We start from the raw sequence: 26,564 nt of genomic DNA on the forward strand, positions 1-26,564 counted from the left end.
AGCTATCAGGACGATTCAACGGAACCCGACAGCCACATGGCCGACGACCACATCCGCTACGACATTCTGGCCCAGGAGGCGTTGCGCGGCGTCATGCGCAAGGTCCTGGCCGAGGTCGCGCGCACCGGTCTCCCGGGCAACCATCATTTCTTCATCACCTTTCTCACCGGCGCGCCGGGTGTGCGCGTGTCGTCGCGGCTGCGCGAGCGCTATCCCGAACAGATGACCATCGTCATCCAGTTCCAGTATTGGGACCTGAAGGTGAGCGACACCGGTTTCGAAGTCGGGCTGTCGTTTTCCGACGTCCCGGAAAAATTGGAAATCCCGTTCTCGGCCGTGCGCGGCTTTTACGACCCGTCCGTCAACTTCGAGCTCGAATTCGACGTCAAGACGGATACCCCGGCGGAACAGGAGACAAAGGCCAAGCCTGCTCCCGAGCCGCTGGCCATCGTCGCCGAGAAAAAGCCCGAGACGAAGAAGAAAGCCGCTGAGGCGGAAAAGAAGCCTGCCGCGGCCGATGCCGGCGCCAAGGGCGCCGACGTGGTGTCGCTCGACGCCTTCCGCAAGAAGTGACCCGGCAGGCGGCGTGACATGGCCGAGATCGTCAATCTCCGTCAGGCACGCAAGCAGAAGGCGCGAGCCGAGAAGGAACGCCTGGCCGAACAGAACCGGGTGCTGCATGGCCGTTCCAAGACCAGCCGGGATCGCGACCGCCTGATCGCCGACAAGGCCGACAAATTCGTCGCCGGCCATCGCCGCGAAAAATCCGGCGATTCGGACAAATCCGATGCTTGAAGTGTGAGGGCGGTCGCGTGAGCCCGGTCGAAAAGCGCTCGGTCACCATTCGCGGCCACCGCACCAGCTATTCGCTTGAAAAGCCTTTTTACGACGACCTGGTCGCCATCGCGGCCGTGCGAAAACTGACGCTCGCCGCGCTTGTCGCCGAAATCGACGAGAGCCGCTCCCGTGATGCCAACCTCTCCTCGGCGCTCCGGCTCTATGTGCTGGATTGGGCCAAGCGCGGCAAGTTGTAGCCTTCAGGCGACACTGTCCTGTTTCCTGCGCCGCGCGCCGAAGCCCAGCAAAGCCGAGCGGTCGCGTTCTTCGGCCCGCTTCTTCGATCTGACGCGCATCAGGTCCTTCCAGCCGACATAGCCCACCAGCCGGGCATTTTCTCGCGTGACGACCGGCAAATGGGACACGTTCGCCATCAGCAGCTTGTCGGAGAGGCCCTCGAGATACTCATCCGGATAGGCCAGCGTGACCTTGCTGCCGGCCAGCAGTTCGCCAAGCATCGTCGTGCGGTGTTTACCGGCGCGTCTCCAGCGCAGGATCGCCGGCGGGTCGATAACGCCGAGCACGTGACCCTCTTCATCGACGACCGGAAAGCTTGGATGCCGCGTCTCGGGAGCCGTCAGGAACGCTGCCGCGCCATGCAGCGTCATCGTCGCCGGTACGCTTTCGACCTCGCTGGTCATCACCTCGCGCACCCTTGTCAGGGCGAACGGATCGACACGGTATTCGCGAACCATGTGATGCCCTCGCCGCGCGATTTTTTCGGTCAGGATCGAACGCTTCATCAACAGCACGGTCACCGCATGCGCGGTGGCGGTCGCCGCGATCAGCGGCACCAGGACATGGGTGTTGCCGGTCAGTTCGACCGCAAAGAAGGTGGCGGTCAGCGGCGCACGCATGGTGCCGCCCATCGTCGCCGCCATCGCCAGCAGCGCCCAGAAGCCCGGATCCGCGGCCGGCAGTAAGCCGGCGAGGACCGCGCCCATCGCCCCGCCCATGATCAGCAGCGGCGCCAGCACACCTCCCGACGTCCCCGAGCCGAGTGCGACCGACCAGATGATCGCCTTCACCACCAACAGGGTAAGCGCGGCGGTCGCAATCGTGCGGCCATCCAGCATGTCGGCGATATTGTCATAGCCGACGCCGAGCGCCTGCGGCTCGATCAGCCCGCCAATGCCGACCACCAGGCCGCCGAGCATCGGCCACCACATCCAGTGGATGGGCAGCTTCTGGAAACCGTCCTCGCAGGCGTAGACCATCTGGGTCAGCAACCCCGATAGCAGCCCGGCTGCCAAGCCGACCAGCAGCCAGCCGGCAAGGCCGGGAAATGAAGCCTCCATGCCGCCCTGAAACGGGAAGATCGGCCCAGGCAGATGCAGCATGGTGCGCTCGACCTCGGCAATGATGGCAGCGACCGCCACGGGAATGAAGCTGCGCGGCGTCCACTCGAAGAGCAGCAATTCCACTGCAAGCATGATGGCGGCGATCGGCGTTCCAAACACGGTGGTCATGCCGGCCGCCGCACCGGCCACCAGCAGCGTCTTGCGTTCATTGTCGCTGACCGGCAGCATCTGCGCGATCAGCGAACCGATGGCGCCGCCGGTCATGATGATCGGCCCTTCCGCGCCGAATGGCCCGCCGGTACCGATCGAGACTGCCGACGACAACGGCTTCAGGATTGCGACCTTGGCGTCGAGCCGCGAGCGTCCGAGCAGGATCGCCTCGATGGCTTCGGGAATGCCGTGGCCGCGGATCTTTTCGCTTCCGAAGCGAGCCATCACACCGATGACCAGTGCCCCGATCACCGGAACAAATACCGAGGCATAGCCAAGCGGCGTATCCTGCAGTTTCAGGTCGGCGAGCGTGAACTGGCCAAAATAGGCGATGTTCGTGGCAAGCCGGATCAGCTTCAAAAGGGCAATGCCGGCAAACAACCCCGCCGTTGCCACCACCACCGCGATGCCGGCAATGAGCAGCACCCTGGCATCGGTGGTAAAATCGCGCAGATGGCCGGGGTTGGAATGATCGGATTTCATTTGCAAACCTTGCTTTCTGGCGGCGTGCCGACTTGCGGATCGGTCGCTGGCCGTGCCACCGAAGATGGCGGGCACCAGCCATGTTGGTTCGCTCTGTATCGTAACGCGATATAAATATTCAAGGCCCGTTTGCGGCTTTGTCGGAAAGGAATCGATGGCAGACACTTCGAAGCCACAAAAGCGCGGCGCCACGATCGGGCCGGCCGACTACCAGAGGCTGTCCGAATTTCGCTACCTGATCCGCTGCTTTCTCGAATTCAGCCAGATCCAGGCGCAGGAAGCCGGCCTGACGCCACGCCAGCACCAGGCCCTGCTTGCGATCAAGGGATTTCCCGGAGGAGGGCCGGTGACCATTGGTGACCTCGCGGAGCGCCTGCGCATCCGCCATCACAGCGCCGTGGAATTGGTCAACCGTCTTTGCGAAGCCGGGCTCGTCGCGAGAGATAACGACGAGGAGGACCACCGCCGCGTGCTGCTGCGGCTGACCGAGCGCGCCGACCACAGTCTCGCCGATCTGTCAGCCGCTCATCTCGACGAACTCGGGCGGATCGAGCCGATGCTCAAGCGCTTGCTTGCTGGACGCGACACATAAGGGAAGAGCCGTCACCCGCCATTCAGCGATTTTAGCAGATCGTCGATCGACGAGGGATCGAACTTGAGCTTTGGCGGCGTCGGCACTGGCGGTGGCACGTTATTTGCGGCCGGTGGCGCCCGTTCCGCTCGCTCCGCCGCGGCCTTGCGTTCGGCGTCGAGCCTTGCCTTCTCTTGCGAGGCGATCCGCAATGCCTCTTCCGCCCTCTGGCGTTGCTGTTCTTCGGCCTGCGCTGCTTCCTCGGCAGCCTGTTGCGCCGCCTTGGCTTTGGCTTCGGCATCCGCTTCGGCCTTTGCAGCCGCCTCGGCTTTCGCCCTGGCCTCCGCTTCGGCCTTCGCCGCTGCATCCGCCTTCGCCTTGGCTTCAGCCTGCGCCCTGGCCTCCGCTTCGGCTTGGGCCTGCGCCTCAGCTTCGGCCTTTGCTTTGGCGTCCGCTTCAGCCTTCGCCTCAGCTTCAGCTTTCGCCTTGGCCTCAGCTTGCGCCCTCGCCTCCGCTTCGGCCTCCGCTTCGGCTTGGGCCTGAGCCTCGGCTTCAGCCTTTGCCCTGGCGTCGGCCTCAGCCTTCAGCCGCGCAGCTTCTTCCTGCTTGCGCCGTTCCTCCGCCGCTCTTTCACGCTCGGTTTGCAGGGCAGCGTAGTAGCGCACCTCCCGCCGCAGCCTTTGTTTCTCGAGCAGTGCGGCCTGCATGGCTTCGACCCGCTGCTGCTCCTTTTCCAGCGCACGCTGGGTCAGGAACTGTGCCAGCGGCTCGCTGTCGAACTGCCGTTTGGTGGCGCCGAACGGCCCGTCGACACTGAAATTCAAAACCGGTTCGGAGCCGACCAGCGCCTCGTCGCCGGGCCGGTAGGCGATCTCGCCCTTGGCATTGACGGTGCTGGTGTTCAGATCGGCGGTGATGTCGGCGGACAGCGTCGCGCCCGGGCTTTCGAATTTGACCGGCGGCGCCCTCAGCGTGCCGCCGGCGATGGTGAAAGCAATATCGGTGTCCTGCGCCGGAAAACTGCCGGCCGCAGCGATCTGCGGCACAAAGTCGGCAGTCTTCGACGCGTCGATATTGCGCCCTATCGCGTCGGCCTTGGCGATGAAAGCGCCAAAGGCATCCGGATTGAAGCCGGCAATAGTCATGCCCTTGAGCGTTGCCGTGCCGGAACCGGACAGCGCCGCAACCATCGCGTCGACCGATTTGCCGCTGGTCGAAAGCGCCGTCGAGAACTCGCCGCTTCCGCTGATGCCGGCGTCCGGCAGCACGGCTATCAAATCGGCGCCGGCGAGTTTCATCTGACCGGAGAAGAGCCCGGTGCCGTCATTGTTCTTGAGCTCGAACAGGCCACTCAACGCGCCGCCGAGGAACTTTGCTTTGAGGTCGGAAACGCGGATGCCCTCCTGGTCGAGCTGCAGCGACAGCGCAGCGTCATAGGCGGTGGCTAGCGGGCCGGCGGAAAGCGACGCCGCCGTCAGATCGAGATCGGCGGTAAATGGCAGACTGGATTTCTGGCTGAACGGTGCTGTCGGCCAGGCCCCGTCATTGACAAGGAAGGCCTGGTCGCCGAACAGCATCACCGCCATCGGATCGAGGTCCAGCTCGTCCAGCGACAGCGCGCCGGCAAGATGCGGCAGCCCCTCTTTCACGTCGATATTTACGTCACCGGAAAGCGCCGCTTCATTGACGGCGCCGCTGAGGCCGCTCAACACCAGGAGACCGTTGCCGTAGTCGGCATCGGCAGCAAGCGACGTCGACATACCGGTCCCCATGCCGGGCAGGCCGACGCCGGTCGTCATCAGCCATGGCTCGATGTCGGCCGTTTCAAGGCTGACCTTGCCCTTGGCGGCCGCGCCCTGAGGCGTGTCGGCAATTGTCCCGTCGAAACCAGCTTTGAAGTCATTGCCGGCCAGGCTGAATCGTGTCGCCAGGCCGCCGCCAAGCGTGCCTTTGGCCGAGACGTCGGTGGTCGCCTCGCCGAGCATGCCGAGTGGCAGTGCCGGCAATCCGTAGAGCGCCAGAAGCGCGGTGGCGTCGGCGTTCCTTGCGTTGAAGGTCAGCGTCACCGGCGCTTCGAGAGGCCGGTCGAGCGCCCCTTTGCCGGACAGCGACGCCGAAAAGGCCGAGCCACCGGCCTTGCCCTGTGCGCTCATTGCCAGTCCGGTCGTACCATCGCCATTGTCTGCGGCACTCGTGACCGCGTCGATACGCGCATCCTGGAACAGCTCGGGATAGGCAGCAGCACGCTCCGCCAGCCCCTTCAGCACCGAATTATCCGGATAATGCCGGACGGCGACGTCGATCAGCGGCTTGAGGTCGACGGCGACCACCGAGGCGTCGAGCTTGCCGGTCGGGCTCGCCGGGAAATCCTTGATCCGGCCGGTGGCGCTGATCGAGGCGCCGGCAAGTCCGCCGATCGACAGCCGGTCGATCTCAAGCAGCCCATCGCGCAATCTAAGCGCGGTGTCGACGCTGTCGGCGGTCAACCCGCCGGCGCTGACCGGCCCGGCCTTGATCTGGAAATCGAGGTCGCGGTCGGAAAAGCGGTTGGCGCCCTTGTCGCTGACGAAGATCGAGGCGAAGGCGGCGAGCCCATCGATGTCGAGTTCGCCGCCGTCCAGTTGCATCAGCACCGATGGACGGGTGTCGTCGGGCTGGCTGGAATCGATGCGGCCGGAGAACTTCGCCTTGCCGAGGATGAGTTCGAGATCGCTGAAGGCCTGGTGCTTCTCGCTCACATCCACCTTGGCCTTGAAGCCGGCGGCCGGCAAGCGGCGGATCGCCTCGTCGACATCCTTCGACAGCCATGCGGCAAAGCCGGAGGGCTGCGCCACCGCCAGAAGCAGCGATCCGGTGAAACCGAAATGATCTTCGACGCTGACCATGCCATTGGCTTCCAGCTTGGCGCGGCCGGGCAGTGTCGCGGCCAGCGATTTTACCGCCCAGCCGCCCTCGGCCGGTTCGGCGGACAGGTGCACGTCGCGAACCGTGGTGTCGCCTGCCACCACCGCCGGCAGTTTCACCTCGACCGTGCCCGGTATGGTCGGCTTCGGCAGATCGAGCAGCGCCTGCTCCAGCGCCGCCACCCGCTCGGACAGCGTCAATCCGGCACCGGCCGCCGCCCCCACGGCCTCATCGAACTGCACCTGGGCACCATTGGCCTCGATCGAGAAATGCGGCTTCAGCCCAAGGTCGACCGTAGCCTTGCCGTCGGCGGTGTAGGGATTGTCGAGAGGCCCGGTCTCGAAGCGGAATTCGTCGACGCCGAGCTTCTGGTGGTCGAGCGAAAACTTGCCGTTCAGCCTGAAGCCCGGGTCCGGTTTGCCGGCGCTGACTTTCAGCGCCTCGCCGCCGGTGCCCAGCTGCCGCGCCGCAGTCCGGTCTGCGCCCGATATCTTGAACTGGCCCGAATAGACGGCGGCGCCCTCGACGAGGCCCACATTGCCGTCGGTCTCGATGGCCAGCGGATAGGCATCCGGATCGGCCTTGAGCCTGAGTCGCATTTGCCCGTCCGGTTCGGCCTTGCCGGTGGAAGCGGCGATCGTGGTCCGCAACCCGTCCAGCAACAGCGAGCCGTCCAGTCGCCAGGGGCCGGCTAGCGACTTGGCCGAGATCGTCGAGTTGATCCCGGAAATAAGATGGCTGCGGCCGCCGGCGGCGTGGCTGAGCGCGATCTGTCCTTCCGTCACCGTCAGCTTCTCGATGGAGATCTGGCCGGGATCGAAGGGCGAGGACGGCCGTATCGTCCAGTCGACCGTGCCGTCGGCGGCGATGTCGATCGTCGCCTTTGGCCGCACCAGGCGCATGTCGAAGATCAGCACCTCGCCGCGCAGGAATGGCGCGAGTTCTGCATCCATCGAAAAGGTTTCGACGGTCATCGCCGGCTGGCCGTTAGGGCCACCGGCAACGGCGACGTTGGAAAAAGTCACCGAGGGGAACGGCAACAGCCTTGCCGTCGCATCGCCTCGCACGGTCACCTTGCGGCCCAGGACGGCACTCGCCTCGCGCTCGAAATCGGCACGGTAACCCGTCCAGTCGACAAAGTACGGCACCACCAGCGCCGCACACAGCACCAGCACGAGAAGCCCACCGAAGATCACGAACAGGCGTGCGAGCATGAACTCCTGGATAGTTGATTGAAAGTCAGTGGCACTCTACCCGCATCAGCGTGTCGATAAAGAGGCAAATAGGGGCGCGCCGGCGGCCCGATGTCAGTCCTTTCCCGGCAATATCTTGCCGGGGTTCATTATGTTCAGCGGGTCGAGCGCCTGCTTGATCGTGCGCATGATGTCGACGCCATGACCAAGCTCATGCCGCAGGAAGCCGATCTTGCCCTGCCCTATGCCGTGCTCACCAGTGCAGGTGCCGTCCATGGCGATGGCGCGCATATTGAGCCGCGCCACGAATTTTTCCGCCAGCGCGATCTCCTTCGGGTCGTCCACGTCCATCAGCACCAGCACATGGAAATTGCCGTCACCGGCATGGCCGACGATCGGTGCGATCAGGCCCATCTCGGCGATATCCGCCTCGGTCTCGGTGACACATTCGGCAAAGCGCGAGATCGGCACGCAGACATCGGTCGACAGGCCCTTGGCGCCCGGCCGCAGCGTCAGCGACGACCAGTAGGCATCGTGCCTGGCCTTCCACAATTTCGTCCGCTCTTCGGCGACGCTGGTCCACAGGAACGGCCCGCCGCCATTTTCCTCGGCGATCATGCCGAACGTCTCGGCCTGTTCGGCAACGCTGGCATCGCTGCCGTGGAACTCGACGAACAGGCACGGGCTCTCCGGATAGTCGAGCTTCGAATAGGTCTTCATCGCCCGCATCTGCAGTGCGTTGACCAGTTCGATGCGCGCCACCGGAATGCCCATCTGGATGGTCGCGATCACCGCGTTGCACGCCGCCTCGAGGCTGGGGAACGGGCAGACGCCGCCTGAAATCGCCTGCGGAATGCCCTGCAGCTTCAAGGTCAGCTGGGTGATGATGCCAAGCGTGCCTTCCGAGCCGATCAGCAGCCGCGTCAGATCATAGCCGGCCGAGCTTTTCTTGGCGCGCTTGCCGGTCGTCACTGCTTCGCCGTCGGCCATCACCGCCGTCAGCGACAGGACGTTCTCGCGCATCGTGCCGTAGCGCACCGCGTTGGTGCCCGACGCACGCGTCGCAGCCATGCCGCCGAGCGAGGCGTTGGCGCCCGGATCGATCGGAAAGAACAGGCCGGTGTCGCGCAGGTGCCGGTTCAGATCCTCGCGCGTCACACCGGGCTCGATGGTGCAATCGAGATCCTGCGGATTGACCGCAATGATGCGGTTCATGCGTGACGTATCGAGTGAGATGCCGCCGCCCGGCGCATTGGTGTGGCCCTCCAGCGAAGAGCCGACGCCGAAGGCAATCACCGGCACGCGATGTGCCGCGCATGCGCGCACGATTTCCTGCACCTCCTCCGTCGTCTCGGCAAAGGCGACACCGTCCGGCGCCTGCGTCGGGATATAGGTCGTGGTGTGCGCGTGCTGGGCGCGGATCGCCTGGCCGGTCTGGAATCGCTCGCCGAGCCGCTGCTTGAGGATGCCGAGTACGGCGGCGATCCCTTCTTCATTGCGCTCGACCGGATTGAGGTCGCTTAGAGCCATCGATTCCTCCGCGAATGGACCAGCGTCCACCCTTGTTCTGCATCTAGGGATGCGTAGTCTCACCAACCACGCTCTGTCCAGTCCACGCTCATCCCGGCATGACGAGAAGGAAGTTTCCAATGCCCATTCCCGCCCCTTTCGTCTCTCGCGCCATGGACATCGAGGAGGCCTGGATCGACTACAACGGCCATCTCAACATGGCCTATTACAACGTGCTTTTCGACCGTTGTTCCGACGAAGCCTTCGAGATGATGGGGATGGGGCCGGCTTATGTGAAAGAACGACGGCTCACCATCTACACCGCGGAGGTCCATGTCTGCTACGTCCAGGAACTGCATCTCGACCACAAGGTCACGGTCTCGTTCCAACTCCTCGACCATGACGAGAAGCGGCTGAGGGCCTATCAGGAAATCCGCCATCTGGATGGCTGGCTCGCCGCCACCTCCGAAACGCTGTCGCTGCATGTCGACATGGCTGGCCCGAAGGTCGCGCCCTTCCCCGCCGACGTCCTGGCCAGGGTGGAAGCGATGCGCGTCGCCCACGCCGCGCTGCCGATGCCGGAGCGCGCCGGCCGCTCGATCGGTATTCGTCGTAAGCCGGCTTGAACCAAGAGAGCGCTTGAACCACGGGCCAACCGCCGTTAACCTTACCGAGGTTTTAACGTGAACAAGCCGAATTGAGACGTTGAACGACTCAGCGCGGCGTTGGAAAACCATCCGCATCGAATTGCGATACGGGCGGCGGAGCAGCAGCGGTTCGGGGAACGTGCATGAAAACCGACATCAAGGTCGAGGCGGACAGGCTGGCGGCTGATCCACGCATCACCGACTATGATTTCTGGCGCTCGCTGAAGAACCTCAACAACGAGATCTTCCACATCGCCAACAACAACGAGCCGATCCCCTTCGCCATGATCCGCTGGCGCGCCATCCTTAAGCAGGCGCGGATCAAACGCGGCCACGCCTGAACGGTGCGGGAAGAAACAGACCGGCCGTCCGGTTTGCATTTGGAATATTTGCGCCGCCCCTCGTCGCCCCGCCATGCACTTCTCCCCATCGCGCCAACGCGTTCCGCGACGGTTACAGCGTCGGTGAATTGCGTCGGTGAATTGCATTGCCTACTCCCTGCCAATATGGATTGCTGGCGGATAGCAATGGAGATGCGGGATGGCGAATGACTCGCTGTCTGAAATCGAAGCAGGATTGCCGACATGGGCGGCGGCGATCGCTCGTCGACTTGACTTCTTCCGGAGCCGGCATTTCAGCAAACATAGCATCAGTGAGTTGACGGTCGTTCTGGCTGCGCTTCGCCGCCGCGTCGCGGCACCAGGCGGTGGGGATCAGGCTCTCCGCGCTTTTCTGCACGCCTGCCTGGCGCTGCTTGAAGAGGCAGCGGCCTCGCGAACGGACCTCGCGAGCATCTCCCGTGACTTGGCAACGATGTGCGACATGGCGCGAACTTCCCTTGAGGGCGATTGCGACGATCGGCCATTAATGGACTATGAGGGCGATATGAAAGGTTTGTCTGGTGCATCACGCTGGGCCGCCCGAGTCCCGAGTCGCGTGGTTTGGTTGGCCGCCGTGGCTGCCGAGGTGCCTGATGCGGAAGCCGAAGCCGCCGTTAGGCTGGTGAATGACCTGTCTGCCGTTGATGCGGACTTTCCTTTGCGCGCCCTTCGTGTGGCGTCCCGAGCTTAAGCGTCGTCTTGCGGCTCGTGCCTCTGCTCCTTGCGACCGCTGCCGCCGCCCGATAGGGCTACGTGGCTGTTGCCAACCCACCTCATCACGGTTGGCGTTTCACCGCCCCCAGCGGCGATCGCGGCACCACCGGCGACGACTGGATGATCGCCGTATTGGTCATCGCATGGGGAATGATCCGGTCGATCACCCGCTCGAGCTCGGCGACCGAGCCGACATGCGCCAGCGCGATGAAACAGTCTTCGCCGGTGACCCGGTCGCATTGGGCGATTTCCGGCAGGTCGCGGATGATTTCGGCCACGACAGCGAGCTGTCCCGGCACCGGCCTGATGCGCAGCCATGCCGACAGCTTCAGGCCGAGCGCGGCCGGATTGATGCGCACCGTATAGGCCTCGATCACGCCGCTTTCCTGCAGCCGCTTGATGCGCTCGGCAACGCTCGGCGCCGACAGGCCGACCGACCGCGCCAGCTCGGCGGTGCTGGTGCGCGCATCCTTCTCCAGCAGGCGCAGGATTTTCAGGTCGGCCGGATCCAGATCGCTATTTTCATTTCGAAGGCGTTTCAGCGGAATACTCCTTGCTTTCGGAAAGCAAATAGCCGCAGAGGCCGGCCATCATCCATATCAATGGCAAAAATCGCCTGCGATACTGATCCTATGCAAGATCGGACGCAAGCCCCGGCAGCGAGTCCGGCACTCGCCGGCCCCGCCTTTACCTTGGCAAACGCGGTCCCGCCGCATCTCTGGTTCGGCGTCAGTGCCGTGTTCCACTATCTCGGACCGGCCTTCGCGGTGCTGCTGTTCCCGCATGTCGGCGTGTTGGGCATGGCTTGGCTGCGCATCGCCACCGCGGCACTCGTCTTTGCCCCATTGACCCGTCCATGGGCGGTCTTCGCCCGCGCCGATCGCTCGACGCGATTGTTGCTTGTGGCTTTCGGCGTCTGCCTTGGGGTGATGAATTGCTCGTTTTACCTGGCGCTCGACCGGCTGCCGATCTCGCTGGTGGCGGCGATCGAATTCGTCGGCACGATCGGCGTCGCGCTTGTCGGCCTCAGAAGCCCGCGCAATCTGGCCGCCCTTGCCGTCGCGGTCGCCGGCACCTTGTTGCTCATCGACATCAAATGGTCGAGCGACCCGGTCGGTCTGTTCTGGGCCTTCCTCAATGGCGCACTGTTCGTTGGCTATATCGTGCTCGGCCACCGCGTCGCGCGCGCCGGCGCCGGCGATGGCATCGCCGGGCTGGGTGCCGCCATGGCGGTCGCCCTTCTCGTCGTACTGCCGATCGGTTTTGCCGATGCACTGCCGGCTTTTTCGGCGCCGCCGCTGCTGCTTGCAGCGGTCGGCGTCGGCATCTGCTCGTCGGTCATTCCCTATGTTTGCGACCAGCTTGCCATGTCGCGGCTGCCGCGCTCCAGCTTCGCGCTGATGCTGTCTTTGCTGCCGGTCACCGCGACGTTGATCGGCGTCATTGTGCTGCGGCAGGTGCCGAGCCTCACCGACTGCATCGGCATCGCGCTGGTGGTGGCCGGCGTTGCATTTCACAAACCGGCGCCCGCCTGATCAGGCCAGCTTCTCCTTGAGGAAGGCGATCGTCCGGCCCCAGGCGAGATCGGCCGCCTTCTTGTCGTAGCGGGCCGCCGACGTGTCGTTGTTGAAGGCATGGTTGGCGCCTTCATAGACATAGACCGAGTATTCGACATGGGCCGCGTCGAGTTCCTTCTTGAAGGCGTCGATGCCGGCATTGGTGCGGGTGTCGAGGCCCGCATAATGCAGCATGAGCGCGGCCTTGATCTTCGGCACGTCCTGGGCCTTCGGCTGCATGCCGTAATAGGCGACGGCGGCGGCGAGGTCCGGCGCGTTGACCGCCAGCATGTTCACCGTGCCGCCGCCCCAGCAGAAGCCGACGGCGCCGACCTTGCCGTTGCCGTCCTTGTAGCCCTTGAGGTAGGCGACCGTTGCGACGGCATTGGCGGCGACCTGTGCTGGATCGAGCTGGGAAAACAGGTCACGTGCCCTGTTTTCATCGTCGGGCGTGCCGCCGAGCGGCGTCATGAAGTCCGGCGCAAGCGCTACGAACCCTTCCAGCGCAACGCGGCGCGCCACATCGCGAATATGCGGGTTGAGGCCCCTGTTCTCATGCACCACGATGACGGTGCCGAGTTTGCCGGTCTGGTCCGCCGGCTTGACCAGATAGCCCTTCATCTGGCCGCCGCTGCCGGGATAGCTGATGTCCTCGCCTTTCACACGCGGATCGTCTTCCGCAACAATAGCCGCCTGGGCCGAGTTCGCCGCCAGCAGCGGCGCGATCGCGGCCGCTGCCGCACCCGATCCGGCAAGCCTGGTCAATTGCTCCATGAAGCGGCGGCGGTCGAGCGTCAGATGCGTGTATTCATCATAGGCATCGATCATCGCCTGAGTAATCACAGGCTCGGTGGAAGTGGGTCCGGCAGATGTTGTCATGGCGCGCTCCTCCTCGGCCCCCCGCGGCAACATAGAGCCGAAGCTTGCCTGGTCCAGTCACGGCTAAGTGAGGCTGCCATAAGTCCCTGCACGGAGGCCGTGATGCGCGCGTCTCACTGTCGTTAAATTTTGGTCCTTTGTGGCAATGCTAAATGCACGCACCACGATGTAAAAGAAGGGCTATGCGTTACTCGGGCCATTTGGCGAAGGAGAATGGCCATTTGGCGGGAAAAGAATGCCTGATTGACTACGAAGGAATACGCCAATGACCTTTCCCTCCGCGCTTCTGGCAAGTGGGTTCGCCCTCGCCGCTATGACTTTGCTGGCGCTGCGGTTCACCGCCTTCAAACGATCGTTGGTCAAGGTCCGCGCCAATCGGCACCCGCCCGCAAACACCAAAGCCTGAGGAAAGGTCATGGACGTTCAGGACATCATCAACACCGTCTCCCAGAAATCCGGTCTCAACCAGGCTTTAACGGAAAAGATCGTCGGCACGATTTTCTCGGTGCTCGAACACGAGGCGGAAGGCACGACCCTGTCCAGCTTCTTCGCCAAGATCCCGGGAGCCGACGCCCTGGCCAAGCAATATGATGTCATGGCTCCCGGCGCAGCTTCCGGTGGTGGCCTCCTGTCCTCGCTGGAGGGCGCGCTCGGCGGCGCTCTCGGTGAAAAGACCGGCGCGCTGATCAACGGCGTCGCCATACTCAAGGCATCGGGCCTCACGCTGGCACAGATCAGCCAGGCCGGCACGATGCTGGTCCAGCAGGCCGAGACAGCCGCCGGCCCGCAGCTAACCAGTGAGGTACTTGCATCGGTACCCGACCTGAAGGGGCATCTCGGGCTCTGAAGGAACTTCTCTATTTCGGCAGCGTATAGGCCATCACATAATCGCCCGGCTTGGTGCCGACCGAGCCGTGGCCGCCGGCAACGATGACGACGAACTGGCGTCCGTCGGCTACCGTGTAGGTCATGGGTGTCGACTGCCCGCCCGCCGGCAGCCGCGCCTGCCACAGCTGCTTGCCAGTCGTCAGGTCATAAGCGCGCACATAGTCATCGACCGCCGCACCGAGAAAGGCGACGCCACCGGCTGTGATCATCGGCCCGCCAATGCCGGGCACGCCGACCTTGAACGGCAGCGGCAGCGGCGTCATGTCGTAGACGGTGCCGTTGCGATGCTTGTAGACGATCTTGCCGGTCCGAAGGTCGGCGCCCGCCACATAGCCCCAGGGCGGCGCCTGGCAGGGAATGCCGAGCGGCGACAGGAACGGCTTCAATATGACTGCGTAAGGCGCACCTTCATTGCGGTTCAGGCCCTGTTCGCTGCCCTTGGTGTCGCCGGGCGGCGGCACGTCGGCGCGCGGCACCAGCTTGGAGATGAACGCCAGGTATGTCGGCATGCCGAACATCACTTGCCGGACCGGATCGACTGCCACGCCGCCCCAGTTGAAGGTGCCGAAATTGCCGGGGTAGATCAGCGAGCCCTGCAGTGACGGCGGCGTATAGCGGCCCTCATAGCGCAGCTTCCGAAGCTCGATCCGGCAGGCCAGCTGGTCGAACATGGTGATGCCCCACATGTCGGCGCCAGTCAGCGGTTTCGGACTGAAGCTCAGGTCCGAGAGCGGCTGCGTCGGCGAGGTATGGTCGCCTTCGATCGCGCCGCCCGGCGCCGGTAGTTCCTTGACCGGAACGATCGGCTCGCCGCTGCGCCGGTCGAGCACGTAAAGGTCGCCCTGCTTGGTCGGCCCGACCAGCGCCGGCACCACGCCACTTTCCGTGGTGATGTCGACCAGCGTCGGCTGCGCCGGCACGTCCATGTCCCAGAGATCGTGGTGCACGGTCTGCCGCACCCAGCGCAATTGTCCGCTGTTGAGATCGAGCGCGGTGATCGACGAGGAGAATTTCTCGTCATTGGCGCTGCGACCGGCGCCGAGCTGGTCCGGCGTCTTGTTGCCGAGCGGCACATAAAGCAGGCCGAGCTTCTCGTCGGCGCTTGCCGTCGACCACATGTTGGGCGAGTTGTTGGTATAGGTCTGGCCCGGCGGCAGCGGCGTCGTCTGGTCCGGATTGCCGGAATCCCAGTTCCACAACAGCGCGCCGGTGTCGGCATCGTAGGCACGGATGACGCCGGACGGCTCCTGCGTCGAATAATTGTCGTTGACCGCGCCGCCGACGATGATCTTGTTGGCGACGATCAGCGGGGCCGAGGTCGAATAATAATAGCCCGGCTTCGGATATGGCATGTTGGCGAGCAGGTTCAGCGTGCCACCTTCGGCGAAAGTCGGGCAGACCTGGCCATTCGCGGCATCGAGCGCGATCAGCCGGGCGTCGGATGTCGGCAGATAGATGCGTGTAGCGCAGGGCTGGCCGGCGGCGATCTTAGCATCGGCGTAATAGGACACGCCGCGGCAGGTCTGGTGCTGACGGTCCTTGTTCAACTTGATCTTGGGATCGAAGCGCCATTTCTCCTTGCCGCTCGCGGCATCGATGGCGATGGCGAAATTATGCGGCGTGCAAATATAGAGCGTGTCGGCAATCTTCAGCGGCGTCACCTGATAGGTCGTCTCGCCGATGTCGTCGGGCCCTTTCACGTCGCCGGTGCGATAGGTCCAGGCCGGCTGCAGATTGGCAACGTTTTCGGCGGTGATCTGGTCGAGCGGCGAATAGCGCTGGCCATATTGCGTGCGACCGTAATAGTGCCATTCGCCAGCCGGCACGTTGCCGCCGAGGTCGGCCGTCGGCGTCACCTTGTCGGTGTTGAGTTCACCCGCAATATCCTTTGGATCGACCGTCATCGAATAGCCGGCGACGGCAAGCGAGGCCAGCACGGCGAGGATCAGCGGCGCGCGTCCGTCGGGACCGGTAAGCCCGCGCCGCGCCCATGGCGTCAACAGCCACAGCGCGACAAGCACGATGATGCCGCCGCGCGGGCCGAGTTCCCACCAGTCGAAGCCGGTTTCCCAGACCGCCCAGGCGAGCGTGCCGAGCACGATCGCGGCGTAGAGCCACAGCGCCGTGGATCTGCGCCTGTAGAGCAGCCAGGCGGCGACAAGGAAAGCTAGACCGGCGATGACGTAATACCAGCTGCCGCCCAGCGTCACGAGCCAGATGCCGCCGCCGCCAAGCGCCATGCCGATGAGAAAAAGGATCAGGGAGGTGATGACCACAGCCAAGACGGTGCTCCTTCGACTGGTGCGCTCCGCGACGCGTCCATGGGCAACCCCGCATTGCGTTCCTGCCCCCACGCAACTTTCTCCGGCCCGCCTTGTGTGTCAAGCGAGCTCGAAGCAATCCATGATCGGACCAACAACGACGCTGCTGATTTTAGCGCTGCGGGCAAACTCGAGGCCACACGCTAAAGTAGCGATCTCACCTTGCCGGTAACCAGGTTTTCCACCAATCTGGCTTGAGCCACCAAAGCCTTGGAGCAACCAGAGTGACGTCATTCCTTGTGCCTACGACGCGAGCAGTGCTTATCGTATACGCTCTCCTTCTCGGGCTGGTCGCCGGGACAGTGGCCGCACCAGCACAGACGATCGGCGAGATCAACAGGGCAAACGGCCTTCACGAGATGCTGATGGGCATCGGCCCCAGTATCGCCAATGGCATAAACTCCATACCGGGACCTCTGTCGAAAAATTTTCAGGAGGCCTGGTCGGAGGCGATGGAAGGCTCCTTCGACGCGGCCAAAATGGAGACGGCCGTCGAATCGCACATGGCGGACAAGCTGACCGCTGCCGATCTATCCGATCTTGCCGCGTTCTACGCTTCGGCTTTGGGCAAACGCGTTACCGCTCTGGAAATTCAATCGTCTGGTTCTGAGGGTAAGGAAAGAAAGAGGACAGATGGCCACCGCATCCTCGCCGAGCTGCTATCCAAGGATCCGGTCCGTCTCGAGTTGTACAGGAAGATCATGGATGACATCAGCGCCGTCGACACGGGCGAAGCAATGGCGCTGAATATAGGCTACGCGATGTTTTCGGGCGTGGTGGGAGCGGCAGGAAAACCCCTCCCGGACGACCAGATCATGGCTCTGGTGCACCGGCAATACGCAAGCATTCGCCAGAAAATCGAACAAAACGTCATGGAAGGTGCCGCCTACACGTACAAAGATCTGCCGCTTGAAGATCTCAAGCTCTATTCGACATTCCTGGCGTCGCCCGCCGGCAGCCGCTACTACGATCAAATGCTGGCCGCTCTGAGCGCGGTGATAGCAGGGGAAGCGCGCTCGTTCGGACACCGGTTGTTCGTAGCACTGGGTTACCGCAAGGCCTGAGCAGGCGGGTATCGCACCGCTCGGGTGCTTTACCAGAACAAAACGGAGACACTTCTGGCCTTTCGCCGCCGAATCACTACATTCGGGGGGAGATGTCCGGCTTTTCGGAAGACATGCCCTTTTTTGACGAACCGAACGCGCGGCCCGTGGCCCCGTCGGGCATTGCCGCGCGCGCCATGGCTGCCCGCAGCAACCAGAACAACGCGCCCGATTATCTCAACGGCCTCAACCCCGAGCAGCGGCTGGCGGTGGAAACCACCGAAGGCCCGGTGCTGGTGCTGGCCGGCGCCGGCACCGGCAAGACGCGGGTGCTCACCACCCGCATTGCCCACATCCTTGCCACCGGCAAGGCCTTCCCCTCGCAGATCCTCGCCGTCACCTTCACCAACAAGGCGGCGCGCGAGATGAAGCAGCGCATCGGCCTGTTGATCGGCGACGGCAATGTCGAGGGCATGCCGTGGCTCGGCACCTTCCATTCGATCGGCGTCAAGCTGCTGCGCCGACATGCCGAGCTGGCCGGGCTCAAATCCGACTTCACCATTCTCGACACCGATGATGTCGTACGGCTGATCAAGCAGCTTATCCAGGCCGAAGGGCTGGACGACAAGCGCTGGCCGGCCAAGCAGTTCGCCCAGATGATCGACAGCTGGAAGAACAAGGGCCTCGGTCCCGCCGACATCCCCGAGGGCGATGCACGTGCCTTCGCCAACGGCAAGGGCCGCGAGCTCTACAAGGCCTATCAGGAGCGGCTGAAAACGCTGAACGCCTGCGACTTCGGCGATCTCCTGTGCCACCCGATCCGCATCTTCCGCGCCAATCCGGACGTGCTGAAGGAATACCACAAGCGCTTCCGCTACATCCTCGTCGACGAGTACCAGGACACCAACACCGCCCAATACATGTGGCTGCGCCTGCTGGCACAGCGGCCGCAAGGCAAGCCAATCTCCCCCCTCGTGGGGGAGATGTCCGGCAGGACAGAGGGGGGCGCGAAGGATCGCGACGCTACCAACGGTCCTGGCGGAAACGCCGGCGGGACAGCGCCCCCCTCTGTCGGCTCCGCCGACATCTCCCCCACGAGGGGGGAGATTGGGCGCTCTTCGGCCGAAGGCCGCAAGCCCGACCGGGCGTCGGCCGGCCAGGCCGCCCCTGCGGAGGCCAGCGAGCGAAGCTCGCGCGCGGCCGTGAGCGAAAGCAAAGTTAACATTTGCTGCGTCGGCGACGACGACCAGTCGATCTATGGCTGGCGCGGCGCCGAGGTCGACAACATCCTGCGCTTCGACAAGGACTTTCCCGGCGCCACCATCATCCGGCTGGAGCGCAACTACCGCTCGACCGCACACATCCTCGGCACCGCCTCGCATCTCATCGCCCACAATGAGGGCCGCTTCGGCAAGACGCTGTTCACCGAAAAGATCGCCGAGGACGACGAAAAGGTGCATGTCCATGCCGCCTGGGATTCCGAGGAGGAGGCCCGCGCCGTCGGCGAGACCATCGAGGCCTACCAGCGCCAGAAGCACAATCTCAACGACATGGCGATTCTCGTCCGCGCGTCCTTCCAGATGCGCGAGTTCGAGGACCGCTTCGTCACGCTCGGCCTCAACTACCGCGTCATCGGCGGCCCGCGCTTTTACGAGCGCCTCGAAATCCGCGACGCGCTGGCCTTCTTCCGCGTCGTCGCGCAAGGCGCCGACGACCTCGCCTTCGAGCGCATCGTCAACGTGCCGAAGCGCGGCCTTGGCGAGGCCACCATCCGCCAGATCCACGACACCGCACGCGCCCTGCGCATTCCGATGCTGGAAGCGGCGGCAACACTCGCCGAGAGCGACGAGCTGAAGCCGAAGCCGCGCGCGGCACTGCGCGAGGTCGCCGCCAATTTCGAACGCTGGCAGAAGGCGCTGGAGACCACGCCGCACACGGAGCTCGCCGAGACCATTCTGGAGGAGAGCGGCTACACCGACATGTGGAAGAACGACCGCTCGGTCGAAGCGCCGGGCCGGCTGGAAAACCTCAAGGAGTTGATCCGCTCCATGGAGGAGTACGAATCGCTGCGCTCCTTCCTCGAACATGTCGCGCTGGTGATGGACGCCGAGCAGAATGCCGAGCTCGACGCCGTCAACATCATGACGCTGCATTCGGCCAAGGGCCTCGAATTCGAAACCGTGTTCCTGCCCGGCTGGGAAGAAGGCCTGTTCCCGCACCAGCGTTCCCTGGACGAGGGCGGCCGCTCCGGGCTGGAGGAGGAACGCCGCCTCGCCTATGTCGGCCTGACCCGCGCCAAGAAGAACCTGCACATCTGGTTCGTCTCCAACCGCCGCATCCACGGCCTCTGGCAATCGACCATCCCGTCGCGCTTCCTCGACGAGCTGCCGGAAGCCCATGTCGAAGTTTCCGAGAGCGGCAACTCCTATGGCGGCTACGGCAATGCCTATGGTGGCGGCTCGTTCGCCTCCGGTCGTGGAGGCCAAGGTGCAGGCAGGCAGAACCCCTATGGAGCATCGCGCTTCGACAACATAGGCGGCAATAACGGTGCTGAAAAATCCGGCGCCTTCTCCAGCACCTATGCGACACCGGGCTGGCAGCGCGCTCAGGCCAACCGCACCGAGGCGACCGACCGCAACTGGGGCACCCGCTCCGGCCACCAGGTCGAGCGCATCGGCTATGGCGAAACCGACTCCGGCTACGGCGCCGGCCGCACCTCGATCAAGGGCCGCACCATCGACGGCGAACTGGTCGCCAAATCCGTCGCCGACACGCCCTCCCCCTTCAATGTCGGCGACCGCGTCTTCCACCAGAAATTCGGCAACGGCAACATCTCCGCCATCGAAGGCAACAAGCTGACCATCGACTTCGACAAAGCCGGCCAGAAACGCGTGCTGGACGGGTTTGTCACGGGAGTTTGAGGTCGCTGTCGTTAGCGATACCGCGCCTGGTTCCACTTATGGCCAAGCAGCGACAGGATGATAATTAGTCCGTTGAAGAACTGGACGTAGAAGCCGCTCAGTCCCGCCGCCACCACGCCGGTCTGGATGAAGGAGACGGTGACCGCGCCGATCGCGCCGCCGACGACGGTGCCGATGCCGCCCCAGGTCGGGGTGCCGCCGACGAACACCGATGCCAGCACCGGTAAGAGATAGCCGTCGCCGGCCGTCGGCCACCAGGTGAAGTTGATCATCACCGAAAACGTGCCGGCGATTGCCGCGCCGATGCCGACGAAGACGAACACCTTCACCCTGACGCGCTTGACGTCGATGCCCATCTGCTGGGCGCTGTCGGGATTGTCGCCGACCACCTTGACCTGCGCGCCGAAGCGATGGCGGTTGTAAAGCAGCGCCGACAGCACGACGAAGCCGATGGCCCAGAAGATCTGCACCGGAATGCCGTAAAGCTGGCTGGAGAAGATCTTGTAGGCCCAGCTGTCGGCAAGGCCGGTCAGCGCCGTCGACCTGCCCTCGTTGATGATCTGGATCAGGCCGCGCAGCAGGAAATTCATGCCGAGCGTGGCGATCAGCGACGACAGCCCGCCATAGACGACCAGCGAGCCTACCAGGAAGCCGAGAAGCATGCCGGTGACCATTGCGGCGGCGATGCCGACGAACGGGTCGTAGCCCGCCTGCACGACAAGCGCGAACACCCAAGAGGCGAAGCCCATCGTCGCCGGAAACGACAGGTCGATCTCGCCGCAGGTGACGACGAAAACCAGCGGCACCACCACGAACAGCGCCACGGGCAACGTGGTCAGCACGGAACTATAGAGATACCAGCTGGTGAAGACCGTCGGATTGGCGATCATGAACACCGCCATCATGACGATGAACACCGCAAGCGTGCCGAGTGCGGCGCGGTTGTCGAGGACAAAGCCGCGCATCCAGCGATCGGACGGGTGTTTCCATGCTTTCCGGGCGGCTTCGCTGCTGCCGAGAGGGGTTTGCAGATCGGGCTCCATTGTCTTGCTCATCGCGTTGCCTGCTCCCCGGCATCGTGCAATCCCGCCAGTCCGCCGGGGTGTGCCACGTCTTCCATGAAATTGATGAGGTCTTCGGCCGACTTGACCTCGCTCCGGTCGGCGCTGAGCGCGACCTTGCCGCGGTCGAGCACGACGAAGCGGTCGGCGATATCGAAGACGTGGTGGATATTGTGGCCGATGAACAGGATCGACCGGCCGCTCGCCCGCACCTGGCGCACGAAATGAAAAACCTTCGCCGTTTCGGTCAGTGACAGCGCCGTCGTCGGCTCGTCGAGAATGATCAGGTCGGCTTGCTTGTAGATGGCGCGGGCGATTGCGACGCCCTGGCGTTCGCCGCCCGACAGCTGGCCGACGATCGACTGCGGCGTAAACACTTTCGAGGTGAAGCCGATTTCGCGCATCAGCCGGCTCGCCTCCGCGATCTCCTTGTTGACCTTCAGGAAGCCAAGCCAGCCCGTGAGCTCGCGGCCCATGAAGATGTTGCGCACGATCGTCTGCTGCACGGCGAGCGCCCGGTCCTGGAACACCGTTTCGATGCCGGCGCCGCGCGAGCGCGCGGCGCTCCACCCGGTCACCGGTTTGCCGCGAATGAGGATTTCGCCGCTGGTCGGCTTGACCACGCCGGAAAGGATCTTGATCAGCGTCGACTTGCCGGCGCCATTGTCGCCGATCAGCCCGACCACCTCGCCCCGATCGACGCTGAGATTGACGCCGCCCAGAGCATAAACCTGACCGTAGGACTTGCTGATGTCACGCAATTCGATGATGCGTTCGGCCATGGCGATCCTCGCTTGATTTCGTGCCGGCGTTCTCGCCAGCGGCCCCGCCGGCCGGGCTAATCCGGGCCGGCGGCTTGGGAGGTCAGCGCAGCGCCTGCTTGGCCAGCTCGGCGACGATCTCGTAATTCTGCGGCGTGACGAAGCCGGCGCCGGTGTCGACATTCATCGGCGCCAGCCCCAGCACCACCTGCTGGCAAAGGCTGAGGATCGGCAGATAGCCCTGCAGGAACGGCTGCTGGTCGGCGGTCAGCTGCACCCAGCCGCCCTTGAAGCCCTCGACGATCTGCGGGCTGGTGTCGAAGCCGAAATTGAAGATCTCGCCAGGTTTCCTGCCCGCCGCCTGCATGTAGGTTGGCACATTGCCCAGCATCTGACCGCCGGGATAGCCGACCGCCTTGACGTCGGGATTGTTGAGCAGTGCCGCGGTGATCACCGGAATGGCCAGGTTGGGATCGGAAGCCCATTCGCCGCTGGGCGGCGAGGAGAGCTGGATGACCTCGACCCCGGCCTCCTTGAGCGCGGCGACCGTGCCGCGCTCGCGCGCGCCGCGGCTTTCGTTCTCGAACGGGCCGATCATGATCGCCTTGTCGCCTGCCTTGAGCCCGGCCAGCTTGAGCGCCTCGGCGCCGAGCGCGCGGCCCTGCTGCTCCTGTTGGGCGCCGACATAGCCTCCGCCGAACGCCGCCGTGACCGTCGGCACCGGCACGTTCTGGTACATCATCTTGATGCCGTCCTTATGCGCCTGTTCGGCCAACGGCATGATCGCGGCGTCGCCCGGGTGGCCCATCATGGCGATACCTTGGGGCTTGACCGCGACCGCCTCGCGCAATTGCTGCACCATCTTCTCGACGTCCCACTGGGAAAAGATGTAGTCGACTTTCGGCCCGAGATCGGCCGCCGCCTGCTTGGCGCCATTATAGACGATCGTGCCGAAGGCATCGCCTTCCGCGCCGCCGACGAAGAAACGGATATGGACGTCCTTGCACCACTGGGCATCGAGCGCCTGCGCCGGCAAGGTCGAGAGTGCGGCGGCGAGCGCCATCGCGGCCGCCGCGACGGTCGAGCGCAGAACTGTCCTTCTCATCGTAATGCTCATGCACTTATCCTCCCTTTGTTCCCTCGCTAGCCGAGGGGTTTGACGATCGCTCGGCATTGCGCCGCAATCTTTCGCTGGCCGGCACCTCCCGCCGGCCGACTTCTCACACCGGGTTCGGCAGATAGCTCGCGCCTCCCCGGCATTGCTGGAGATAATCCAGTGCCCGCGCCTGGCCGGTGATCTCGAGATGGCCGCGGTAGACCGGGTCGTGCCAGCCCTCGATGTCGATGGCACCTTTGTAGCCGACCAGCCGCAGCTCGCTGATCACCCGCGTCCAGTCGCTGTCGCCGAAGCCAGGCGTGCGCATCTGAACGAACGGCAGGCGGCCGAACACGCCATGTTCGCGGATCACGTCCCAGCGCACCGTCGCGTCCTTGCCATGGACGTGGAAGATGCGCGGCGCCCATTTGCGGATCTGCGGGATCGGGTCGATCAGGTAGACCAGCTGGTGGCAGGGCTCCCATTCCAGGCCGAGATTGTCGTCCGGCACTTCGTTGAACATCAGCTCCCAGGCGTCTGGATTATGCGCGATGTTCCAGTCGCCGCTGGCCCAGTTGCCGTCCATCGCGCAGTTCTCGAAGGCTATGCGCACGCCCTTGTCTGCGGCACGCTTTGCCAGCTTCCCCCAGACCTCGCGGAAGCGCGGCAGGCTGTCAGGCAGCGGTTTGCCGCGAATGCGGCCGGTAAAGCCGCTGACCATGTTGGTGCCGAACAGATGCGCGTTGTCGATGATCGTTTCCCACGCCTGGAGCACGCCGCGATCGACTTCACCGCTCTCCAGCGGGTTGCCGAACACGCCGATCGACGAGATGACAACATCGGCATCGCCGATCGCCTCGCGGATCTCGCCCGCCAGTCGCGGAATATCCTTGCCGCCCAGCGTCTGCCAGAAAAACGGCTGGATGCTCTCGAAGCCGAGCGGCAGTATCTGCCTGACATAGGCGGCCGGGTCATCGAGATTGGCCTTCACCATTGTGCCGATCCTGATGTCGAGCAGCGGGTTTGGCATCATGATCCTTCCTGTGCAGCGATGGCGACCCGGCGCCCGGTTTCGGCGCTCTCGATCGCAGCGAAAACCATGGCCAGGCTCTTGATGTTGTCGGCGCCGCGCGTCTCCGGCTCGGTGCCGGTTTCGACGGCGCGGACGAAATCCTGGATGATGCCGAGATGGCCGCCGACGCGATCGGCCGGGTCGAGCGGCGGCACGGCTATCGGTTCGGTGCGGTCGAACAGGCCTTCACGGACCGGCCGCACGACTTCCGCCTTCAGCCCGTCCTCGCCGTCCCAGACAATGCTGCCGCGCTCGGCGACGATGCGCCATGTACTGTCCCAGCTGGTACGGAAGCCGGCCGCGCACCAGCTGCCGGCATAGGTGAACAGCTTGCCGCCGCCGAGGTCGAAGCTTGCGGCTGCCGACGACCCTTGCCTATACCAGGAATTGGCCGGCTCCCACTCCTGGCAATAGACGCCGGCCGGTTCGCCGGCCACCATGTAGCGGGCGGCATCGAATGTGTGGATCGCCATATCGAGCAGCAGCACATGGCGCATCTCTTCGCGAAAACCGCCGAAATGCGGCGCTACGAAGAACTCGGCGTGGATGCTGGTCGCAGCACCAATGACGCCGGAATCGAGAAAGCGCCGGATGCGCCTAACGTTGGCGACATAGCGGCGGTTCTGCACGACGGCATGGATACGCCCGGCGCTGCGGGCGGCCTCGACAATGGCACGCGCATTATCCGGGCTGTCGGCCAGCGGCTTTTCGGTCAAGAGATGGCAATGGTGGGCAAAGGCGGAAAGCGCAAGCTCGCGGCGGGCGGCGGGAACCACCACGTCGAATACCGCGTCTGGCCTGGTCTGGTCGAGCACGGCGTCGAGATCGGTTCCGATGACGGCGCCGGAAAGCTCGTATTCGCGCGCCCTCGCCCGTGCCCTTTCGGCGTCGAGATCGACCAGGCCGACAATGGCGAGCCCGTCGATCTGCCTGGCCGCATCGAGCCAGGCCTTGCTCATCGCTCCGCAGCCGACCAGGACGACATTGATCATCCAGCACTCCTCCCTCTCGGCCCCTCCAGACCGATCGTCACGGCATTCACGGCAGGGCCGTAAACCTTTTTCCGTAAACGTTTACGAGAACACACCCGATGACGTACAATGTCAATTAGCCGGTGCGAAAAATCGTCCTGCCGCCTTGGCCCGAAGAGCCGCCGGTGCTAGCCAAGCAAGGGGGAGAACTGTCCTTTGGCGTCCAGTATTCACGACCTTGCGCGTCACCTGAACATTTCGATCGGCACAGTGTCGCGCGCGCTCAACGGCCGCGCCGATGTCAATGCCGACACGCGCCAGCGCGTGCTCGATGCGGCCAAGAAGCTGAATTATTCGCCGAACCAGTCCGGCCGCAGCCTGCGGCGCGGCGCCACCCATTCAATCGCCTTCATGCTGCAGCCGCATCCGGGCGACCAGGAATATGGCGAGCCGTTCTTCATTCCGTTCCTGACCGGGCTGCAGGCCAAGCTCGCCGAAAGCGGGCTCGACCTGATCGTGGTGATGGGCGCGCCAGGCGACTATCAGCAAGAGCGCCTGCGCCGTGTCGTCGAGACGCGGCGGGCCGATGCGGTGGTGCTGGCCTGGACGCGGCGCGAGGACGAGCGCATCGACTACTTGACCCAGGCCGGCTTCCCGTTTGCGACGCTCGGCCGCAGCCGCTCCGGCGGCGATGCCTACCCCTCGCTCGACCTCGATTTCGAAAAAGCCGGGGCTGACGCGGTCGATCGTCTCGTCGCGCGCGGCCACCGTCGCATCGCCGCCATCCGCCCGTCGCTCGACCTCAATTTCGGCTATCTGTTCCTCGCCGGCTATCGCAAGGCGCTGCGGCGGCATGGCATCGAATTCGACCCCGAACTGATCGCTGACGGCTTCATCAACGAGGCCGGCGGCTACGCGGTGACGCCGAAGGTCATGCGCTCCAAGGACCCGCCGACCGCCATCATCTTCAACAACGACGCGATGGCGCTTGGCGGCTGCAAGGCTCTGGCCGAGGCGGGCATCAGGCCCGGCCACGACATCGCGGTGATCGTCATCGTCGACACGCCGCTCTGCCGCTATTTTTCGCCGGCTCTGACCGGCTTCCGCCCGGCGCTTGAGCCGATGGGCGAGCGGCTGGCCGAAATGCTGCTGGCATCGATCCCGGCTTACGCCGGCGCCGAAGGCGCCCGCATCACCCGCGAAGTCTGGCCGCTGGAGCTTATCGCGCGCGATAGCGACTGAATCG

At 64.3% G+C, this 26,564-nt stretch carries 24 protein-coding genes; 13 read left to right on the forward strand and 11 right to left on the reverse strand.

Annotated elements, in window-relative coordinates:
- Positions 1 to 36: 36 nt before the first annotated feature.
- Genes AC0L2X_RS11050 through AC0L2X_RS11060 form a run of 3 tightly spaced genes read left to right on the forward strand, consistent with a single transcriptional unit; the run spans position 37 to position 1,034 of the window.
- Positions 37 to 573, forward strand: a complete 537-nt coding sequence (locus AC0L2X_RS11050; protein WP_352466938.1) for an SspB family protein — start codon at positions 37 to 39, stop codon at positions 571 to 573.
- Positions 574 to 591: 18 nt separating this feature from the next.
- Positions 592 to 795 carry a DUF4169 family protein gene (locus tag AC0L2X_RS11055; protein WP_473599780.1) on the forward strand — a complete coding sequence of 68 codons (204 nt, stop codon included), beginning with the start codon at positions 592 to 594 and terminating at the stop codon, positions 793 to 795.
- A 17-nt stretch (positions 796 to 812) separates the two neighbouring features.
- Positions 813 to 1,034 carry a ribbon-helix-helix domain-containing protein gene (locus AC0L2X_RS11060; RefSeq protein ID WP_473599781.1) on the forward strand — a complete coding sequence of 74 codons (222 nt, stop codon included), beginning with the start codon at positions 813 to 815 and terminating at the stop codon, positions 1,032 to 1,034.
- 3 nt (positions 1,035 to 1,037) lie between these two features.
- Here the strand turns inward: AC0L2X_RS11060 and AC0L2X_RS11065 are convergent, their stop codons facing one another.
- Entirely contained in the window at positions 1,038 to 2,831 is a 1,794-nt protein-coding gene (locus AC0L2X_RS11065) for a chloride channel protein (RefSeq protein ID WP_473599782.1), read from the reverse strand.
- 154 nt (positions 2,832 to 2,985) lie between these two features.
- On the opposite strand from AC0L2X_RS11065, the gene AC0L2X_RS11070 reads away from it, so the two are divergent.
- Entirely contained in the window at positions 2,986 to 3,423 is a 438-nt protein-coding gene (locus tag AC0L2X_RS11070; RefSeq protein ID WP_352490318.1) for a MarR family winged helix-turn-helix transcriptional regulator, read from the forward strand.
- An 11-nt stretch (positions 3,424 to 3,434) separates the two neighbouring features.
- Here AC0L2X_RS11070 and AC0L2X_RS11075 read toward each other — a convergent pair whose 3' ends face one another.
- Positions 3,435 to 7,520 (reverse strand): AsmA family protein, encoded by a 4,086-nt coding sequence (locus AC0L2X_RS11075; protein ID WP_473599783.1) that lies wholly within the window; start codon positions 7,518 to 7,520, stop codon positions 3,435 to 3,437.
- A gap of 93 nt (positions 7,521 to 7,613) precedes the next feature.
- Positions 7,614 to 9,029 carry an FAD-binding oxidoreductase gene (locus AC0L2X_RS11080; protein WP_473599784.1) on the reverse strand — a complete coding sequence of 472 codons (1,416 nt, stop codon included), beginning with the start codon at positions 9,027 to 9,029 and terminating at the stop codon, positions 7,614 to 7,616.
- Positions 9,030 to 9,148: 119 nt separating this feature from the next.
- Between AC0L2X_RS11080 and AC0L2X_RS11085 the strand changes: the two genes are divergently transcribed.
- The 3 genes from AC0L2X_RS11085 to AC0L2X_RS11095 all read left to right on the forward strand — a co-directional run bounded on the left by AC0L2X_RS11085 (position 9,149) and on the right by AC0L2X_RS11095 (position 10,726).
- The gene (locus AC0L2X_RS11085; protein WP_473599785.1) at positions 9,149 to 9,634 is read left to right on the forward strand and encodes a thioesterase family protein; all 486 of its coding nucleotides are present in this window, start codon (positions 9,149 to 9,151) and stop codon (positions 9,632 to 9,634) included.
- 164 nt (positions 9,635 to 9,798) lie between these two features.
- A complete protein-coding gene (locus tag AC0L2X_RS11090) occupies positions 9,799 to 9,996 on the forward strand; it encodes a hypothetical protein (protein ID WP_352466944.1) in 198 nt (65 codons plus the stop codon).
- A 199-nt stretch (positions 9,997 to 10,195) separates the two neighbouring features.
- Positions 10,196 to 10,726 carry a hypothetical protein gene (locus AC0L2X_RS11095; protein ID WP_473599786.1) on the forward strand — a complete coding sequence of 177 codons (531 nt, stop codon included), beginning with the start codon at positions 10,196 to 10,198 and terminating at the stop codon, positions 10,724 to 10,726.
- An 85-nt stretch (positions 10,727 to 10,811) separates the two neighbouring features.
- On the opposite strand, the gene AC0L2X_RS11100 is transcribed toward AC0L2X_RS11095, so the two are convergent.
- Positions 10,812 to 11,291, reverse strand: a complete 480-nt coding sequence (locus tag AC0L2X_RS11100) for an Lrp/AsnC family transcriptional regulator (RefSeq protein WP_473599822.1) — start codon at positions 11,289 to 11,291, stop codon at positions 10,812 to 10,814.
- 90 nt (positions 11,292 to 11,381) lie between these two features.
- Between AC0L2X_RS11100 and AC0L2X_RS11105 the strand changes: the two genes are divergently transcribed.
- Entirely contained in the window at positions 11,382 to 12,284 is a 903-nt protein-coding gene (locus AC0L2X_RS11105; protein WP_473599787.1) for an EamA family transporter, read from the forward strand.
- Here AC0L2X_RS11105 and AC0L2X_RS11110 read toward each other — a convergent pair whose 3' ends face one another.
- Positions 12,285 to 13,184 (reverse strand): dienelactone hydrolase family protein, encoded by a 900-nt coding sequence (locus AC0L2X_RS11110; RefSeq protein WP_473599788.1) that lies wholly within the window; start codon positions 13,182 to 13,184, stop codon positions 12,285 to 12,287.
- 265 nt (positions 13,185 to 13,449) lie between these two features.
- Here AC0L2X_RS11110 and AC0L2X_RS11115 point away from each other — a divergent pair, with 265 nt between their 5' ends.
- A complete protein-coding gene (locus tag AC0L2X_RS11115) occupies positions 13,450 to 13,590 on the forward strand; it encodes a hypothetical protein (protein ID WP_352490323.1) in 141 nt (46 codons plus the stop codon).
- Between the two features lie 9 nt (positions 13,591 to 13,599).
- Positions 13,600 to 14,031 carry a hypothetical protein gene (locus AC0L2X_RS11120; RefSeq protein WP_473599789.1) on the forward strand — a complete coding sequence of 144 codons (432 nt, stop codon included), beginning with the start codon at positions 13,600 to 13,602 and terminating at the stop codon, positions 14,029 to 14,031.
- Positions 14,032 to 14,041: 10 nt separating this feature from the next.
- On the opposite strand, the gene AC0L2X_RS11125 is transcribed toward AC0L2X_RS11120, so the two are convergent.
- On the reverse strand, positions 14,042 to 16,354 hold the full coding sequence (locus AC0L2X_RS11125) for a glucose/quinate/shikimate family membrane-bound PQQ-dependent dehydrogenase (protein WP_473599790.1): 2,313 nt from the start codon (positions 16,352 to 16,354) through the stop codon (positions 14,042 to 14,044).
- A 296-nt stretch (positions 16,355 to 16,650) separates the two neighbouring features.
- On the opposite strand from AC0L2X_RS11125, the gene AC0L2X_RS11130 reads away from it, so the two are divergent.
- On the forward strand, positions 16,651 to 17,457 hold the full coding sequence (locus tag AC0L2X_RS11130) for a DUF2059 domain-containing protein (protein ID WP_473599791.1): 807 nt from the start codon (positions 16,651 to 16,653) through the stop codon (positions 17,455 to 17,457).
- A 92-nt stretch (positions 17,458 to 17,549) separates the two neighbouring features.
- Positions 17,550 to 20,357: an ATP-dependent helicase gene (locus AC0L2X_RS11135; protein WP_473599792.1), complete on the forward strand. Its 2,808-nt coding sequence runs from the start codon at positions 17,550 to 17,552 to the stop codon at positions 20,355 to 20,357.
- 11 nt (positions 20,358 to 20,368) lie between these two features.
- Here the strand turns inward: AC0L2X_RS11135 and AC0L2X_RS11140 are convergent, their stop codons facing one another.
- The 5 genes from AC0L2X_RS11140 to AC0L2X_RS11160 all read right to left on the reverse strand — a co-directional run bounded on the left by AC0L2X_RS11140 (position 20,369) and on the right by AC0L2X_RS11160 (position 25,339).
- The gene (locus tag AC0L2X_RS11140; protein WP_473599793.1) at positions 20,369 to 21,412 is read right to left on the reverse strand and encodes an ABC transporter permease; all 1,044 of its coding nucleotides are present in this window, start codon (positions 21,410 to 21,412) and stop codon (positions 20,369 to 20,371) included.
- A complete protein-coding gene (locus AC0L2X_RS11145; protein ID WP_473599794.1) occupies positions 21,409 to 22,200 on the reverse strand; it encodes an ATP-binding cassette domain-containing protein in 792 nt (263 codons plus the stop codon). Before AC0L2X_RS11145 ends, AC0L2X_RS11140 begins: the two co-directional genes overlap by 4 nt.
- A gap of 82 nt (positions 22,201 to 22,282) precedes the next feature.
- The gene (locus tag AC0L2X_RS11150) at positions 22,283 to 23,296 is read right to left on the reverse strand and encodes a substrate-binding domain-containing protein (protein WP_473557317.1); all 1,014 of its coding nucleotides are present in this window, start codon (positions 23,294 to 23,296) and stop codon (positions 22,283 to 22,285) included.
- Between the two features lie 103 nt (positions 23,297 to 23,399).
- Positions 23,400 to 24,305, reverse strand: coding sequence for a sugar phosphate isomerase/epimerase family protein (locus AC0L2X_RS11155; RefSeq protein WP_473599823.1), 906 nt, complete (start codon positions 24,303 to 24,305; stop codon positions 23,400 to 23,402).
- A complete protein-coding gene (locus AC0L2X_RS11160) occupies positions 24,305 to 25,339 on the reverse strand; it encodes a Gfo/Idh/MocA family protein (RefSeq protein ID WP_473599795.1) in 1,035 nt (344 codons plus the stop codon). Before AC0L2X_RS11160 ends, AC0L2X_RS11155 begins: the two co-directional genes overlap by 1 nt.
- Positions 25,340 to 25,534: 195 nt before the next feature.
- Between AC0L2X_RS11160 and AC0L2X_RS11165 the strand changes: the two genes are divergently transcribed.
- Positions 25,535 to 26,560 carry a LacI family DNA-binding transcriptional regulator gene (locus AC0L2X_RS11165; protein WP_473599796.1) on the forward strand — a complete coding sequence of 342 codons (1,026 nt, stop codon included), beginning with the start codon at positions 25,535 to 25,537 and terminating at the stop codon, positions 26,558 to 26,560.
- Positions 26,561 to 26,564: the final 4 nt, after the last annotated feature.

The sequence above is a fragment of the Mesorhizobium sp. WSM4828 genome (assembly GCF_055811175.1).

Bases quoted from the DNA above. Each gene is read 5' to 3' on its own strand.
- AC0L2X_RS11145 (WP_473599794.1), bottom strand. From the start codon at position 22,200: ATGGCCGAACGCATCATCGAATTGCGTGACATCAGCAAGTCCTACGGT.
- AC0L2X_RS11090 (WP_352466944.1), top strand. From the start codon at position 9,799: ATGAAAACCGACATCAAGGTCGAGGCGGACAGGCTGGCGGCTGATCCA.
- AC0L2X_RS11105 (WP_473599787.1), top strand. From the start codon at position 11,382: ATGCAAGATCGGACGCAAGCCCCGGCAGCGAGTCCGGCACTCGCCGGC.
- AC0L2X_RS11160 (WP_473599795.1), bottom strand. From the start codon at position 25,339: ATGATCAATGTCGTCCTGGTCGGCTGCGGAGCGATGAGCAAGGCCTGG.
- AC0L2X_RS11065 (WP_473599782.1), bottom strand. From the start codon at position 2,831: ATGAAATCCGATCATTCCAACCCCGGCCATCTGCGCGATTTTACCACC.
- AC0L2X_RS11080 (WP_473599784.1), bottom strand. From the start codon at position 9,029: ATGGCTCTAAGCGACCTCAATCCGGTCGAGCGCAATGAAGAAGGGATC.
- AC0L2X_RS11150 (WP_473557317.1), bottom strand. From the start codon at position 23,296: ATGAGCATTACGATGAGAAGGACAGTTCTGCGCTCGACCGTCGCGGCG.
- AC0L2X_RS11085 (WP_473599785.1), top strand. From the start codon at position 9,149: ATGCCCATTCCCGCCCCTTTCGTCTCTCGCGCCATGGACATCGAGGAG.
- AC0L2X_RS11115 (WP_352490323.1), top strand. From the start codon at position 13,450: ATGACCTTTCCCTCCGCGCTTCTGGCAAGTGGGTTCGCCCTCGCCGCT.
- AC0L2X_RS11140 (WP_473599793.1), bottom strand. From the start codon at position 21,412: ATGAGCAAGACAATGGAGCCCGATCTGCAAACCCCTCTCGGCAGCAGC.
- AC0L2X_RS11120 (WP_473599789.1), top strand. From the start codon at position 13,600: ATGGACGTTCAGGACATCATCAACACCGTCTCCCAGAAATCCGGTCTC.
- AC0L2X_RS11070 (WP_352490318.1), top strand. From the start codon at position 2,986: ATGGCAGACACTTCGAAGCCACAAAAGCGCGGCGCCACGATCGGGCCG.
- AC0L2X_RS11155 (WP_473599823.1), bottom strand. From the start codon at position 24,305: ATGCCAAACCCGCTGCTCGACATCAGGATCGGCACAATGGTGAAGGCC.
- AC0L2X_RS11050 (WP_352466938.1), top strand. From the start codon at position 37: ATGGCCGACGACCACATCCGCTACGACATTCTGGCCCAGGAGGCGTTG.
- AC0L2X_RS11110 (WP_473599788.1), bottom strand. From the start codon at position 13,184: ATGACAACATCTGCCGGACCCACTTCCACCGAGCCTGTGATTACTCAG.
- AC0L2X_RS11095 (WP_473599786.1), top strand. From the start codon at position 10,196: ATGGCGAATGACTCGCTGTCTGAAATCGAAGCAGGATTGCCGACATGG.
- AC0L2X_RS11055 (WP_473599780.1), top strand. From the start codon at position 592: ATGGCCGAGATCGTCAATCTCCGTCAGGCACGCAAGCAGAAGGCGCGA.
- AC0L2X_RS11135 (WP_473599792.1), top strand. From the start codon at position 17,550: ATGTCCGGCTTTTCGGAAGACATGCCCTTTTTTGACGAACCGAACGCG.
- AC0L2X_RS11075 (WP_473599783.1), bottom strand. From the start codon at position 7,520: ATGCTCGCACGCCTGTTCGTGATCTTCGGTGGGCTTCTCGTGCTGGTG.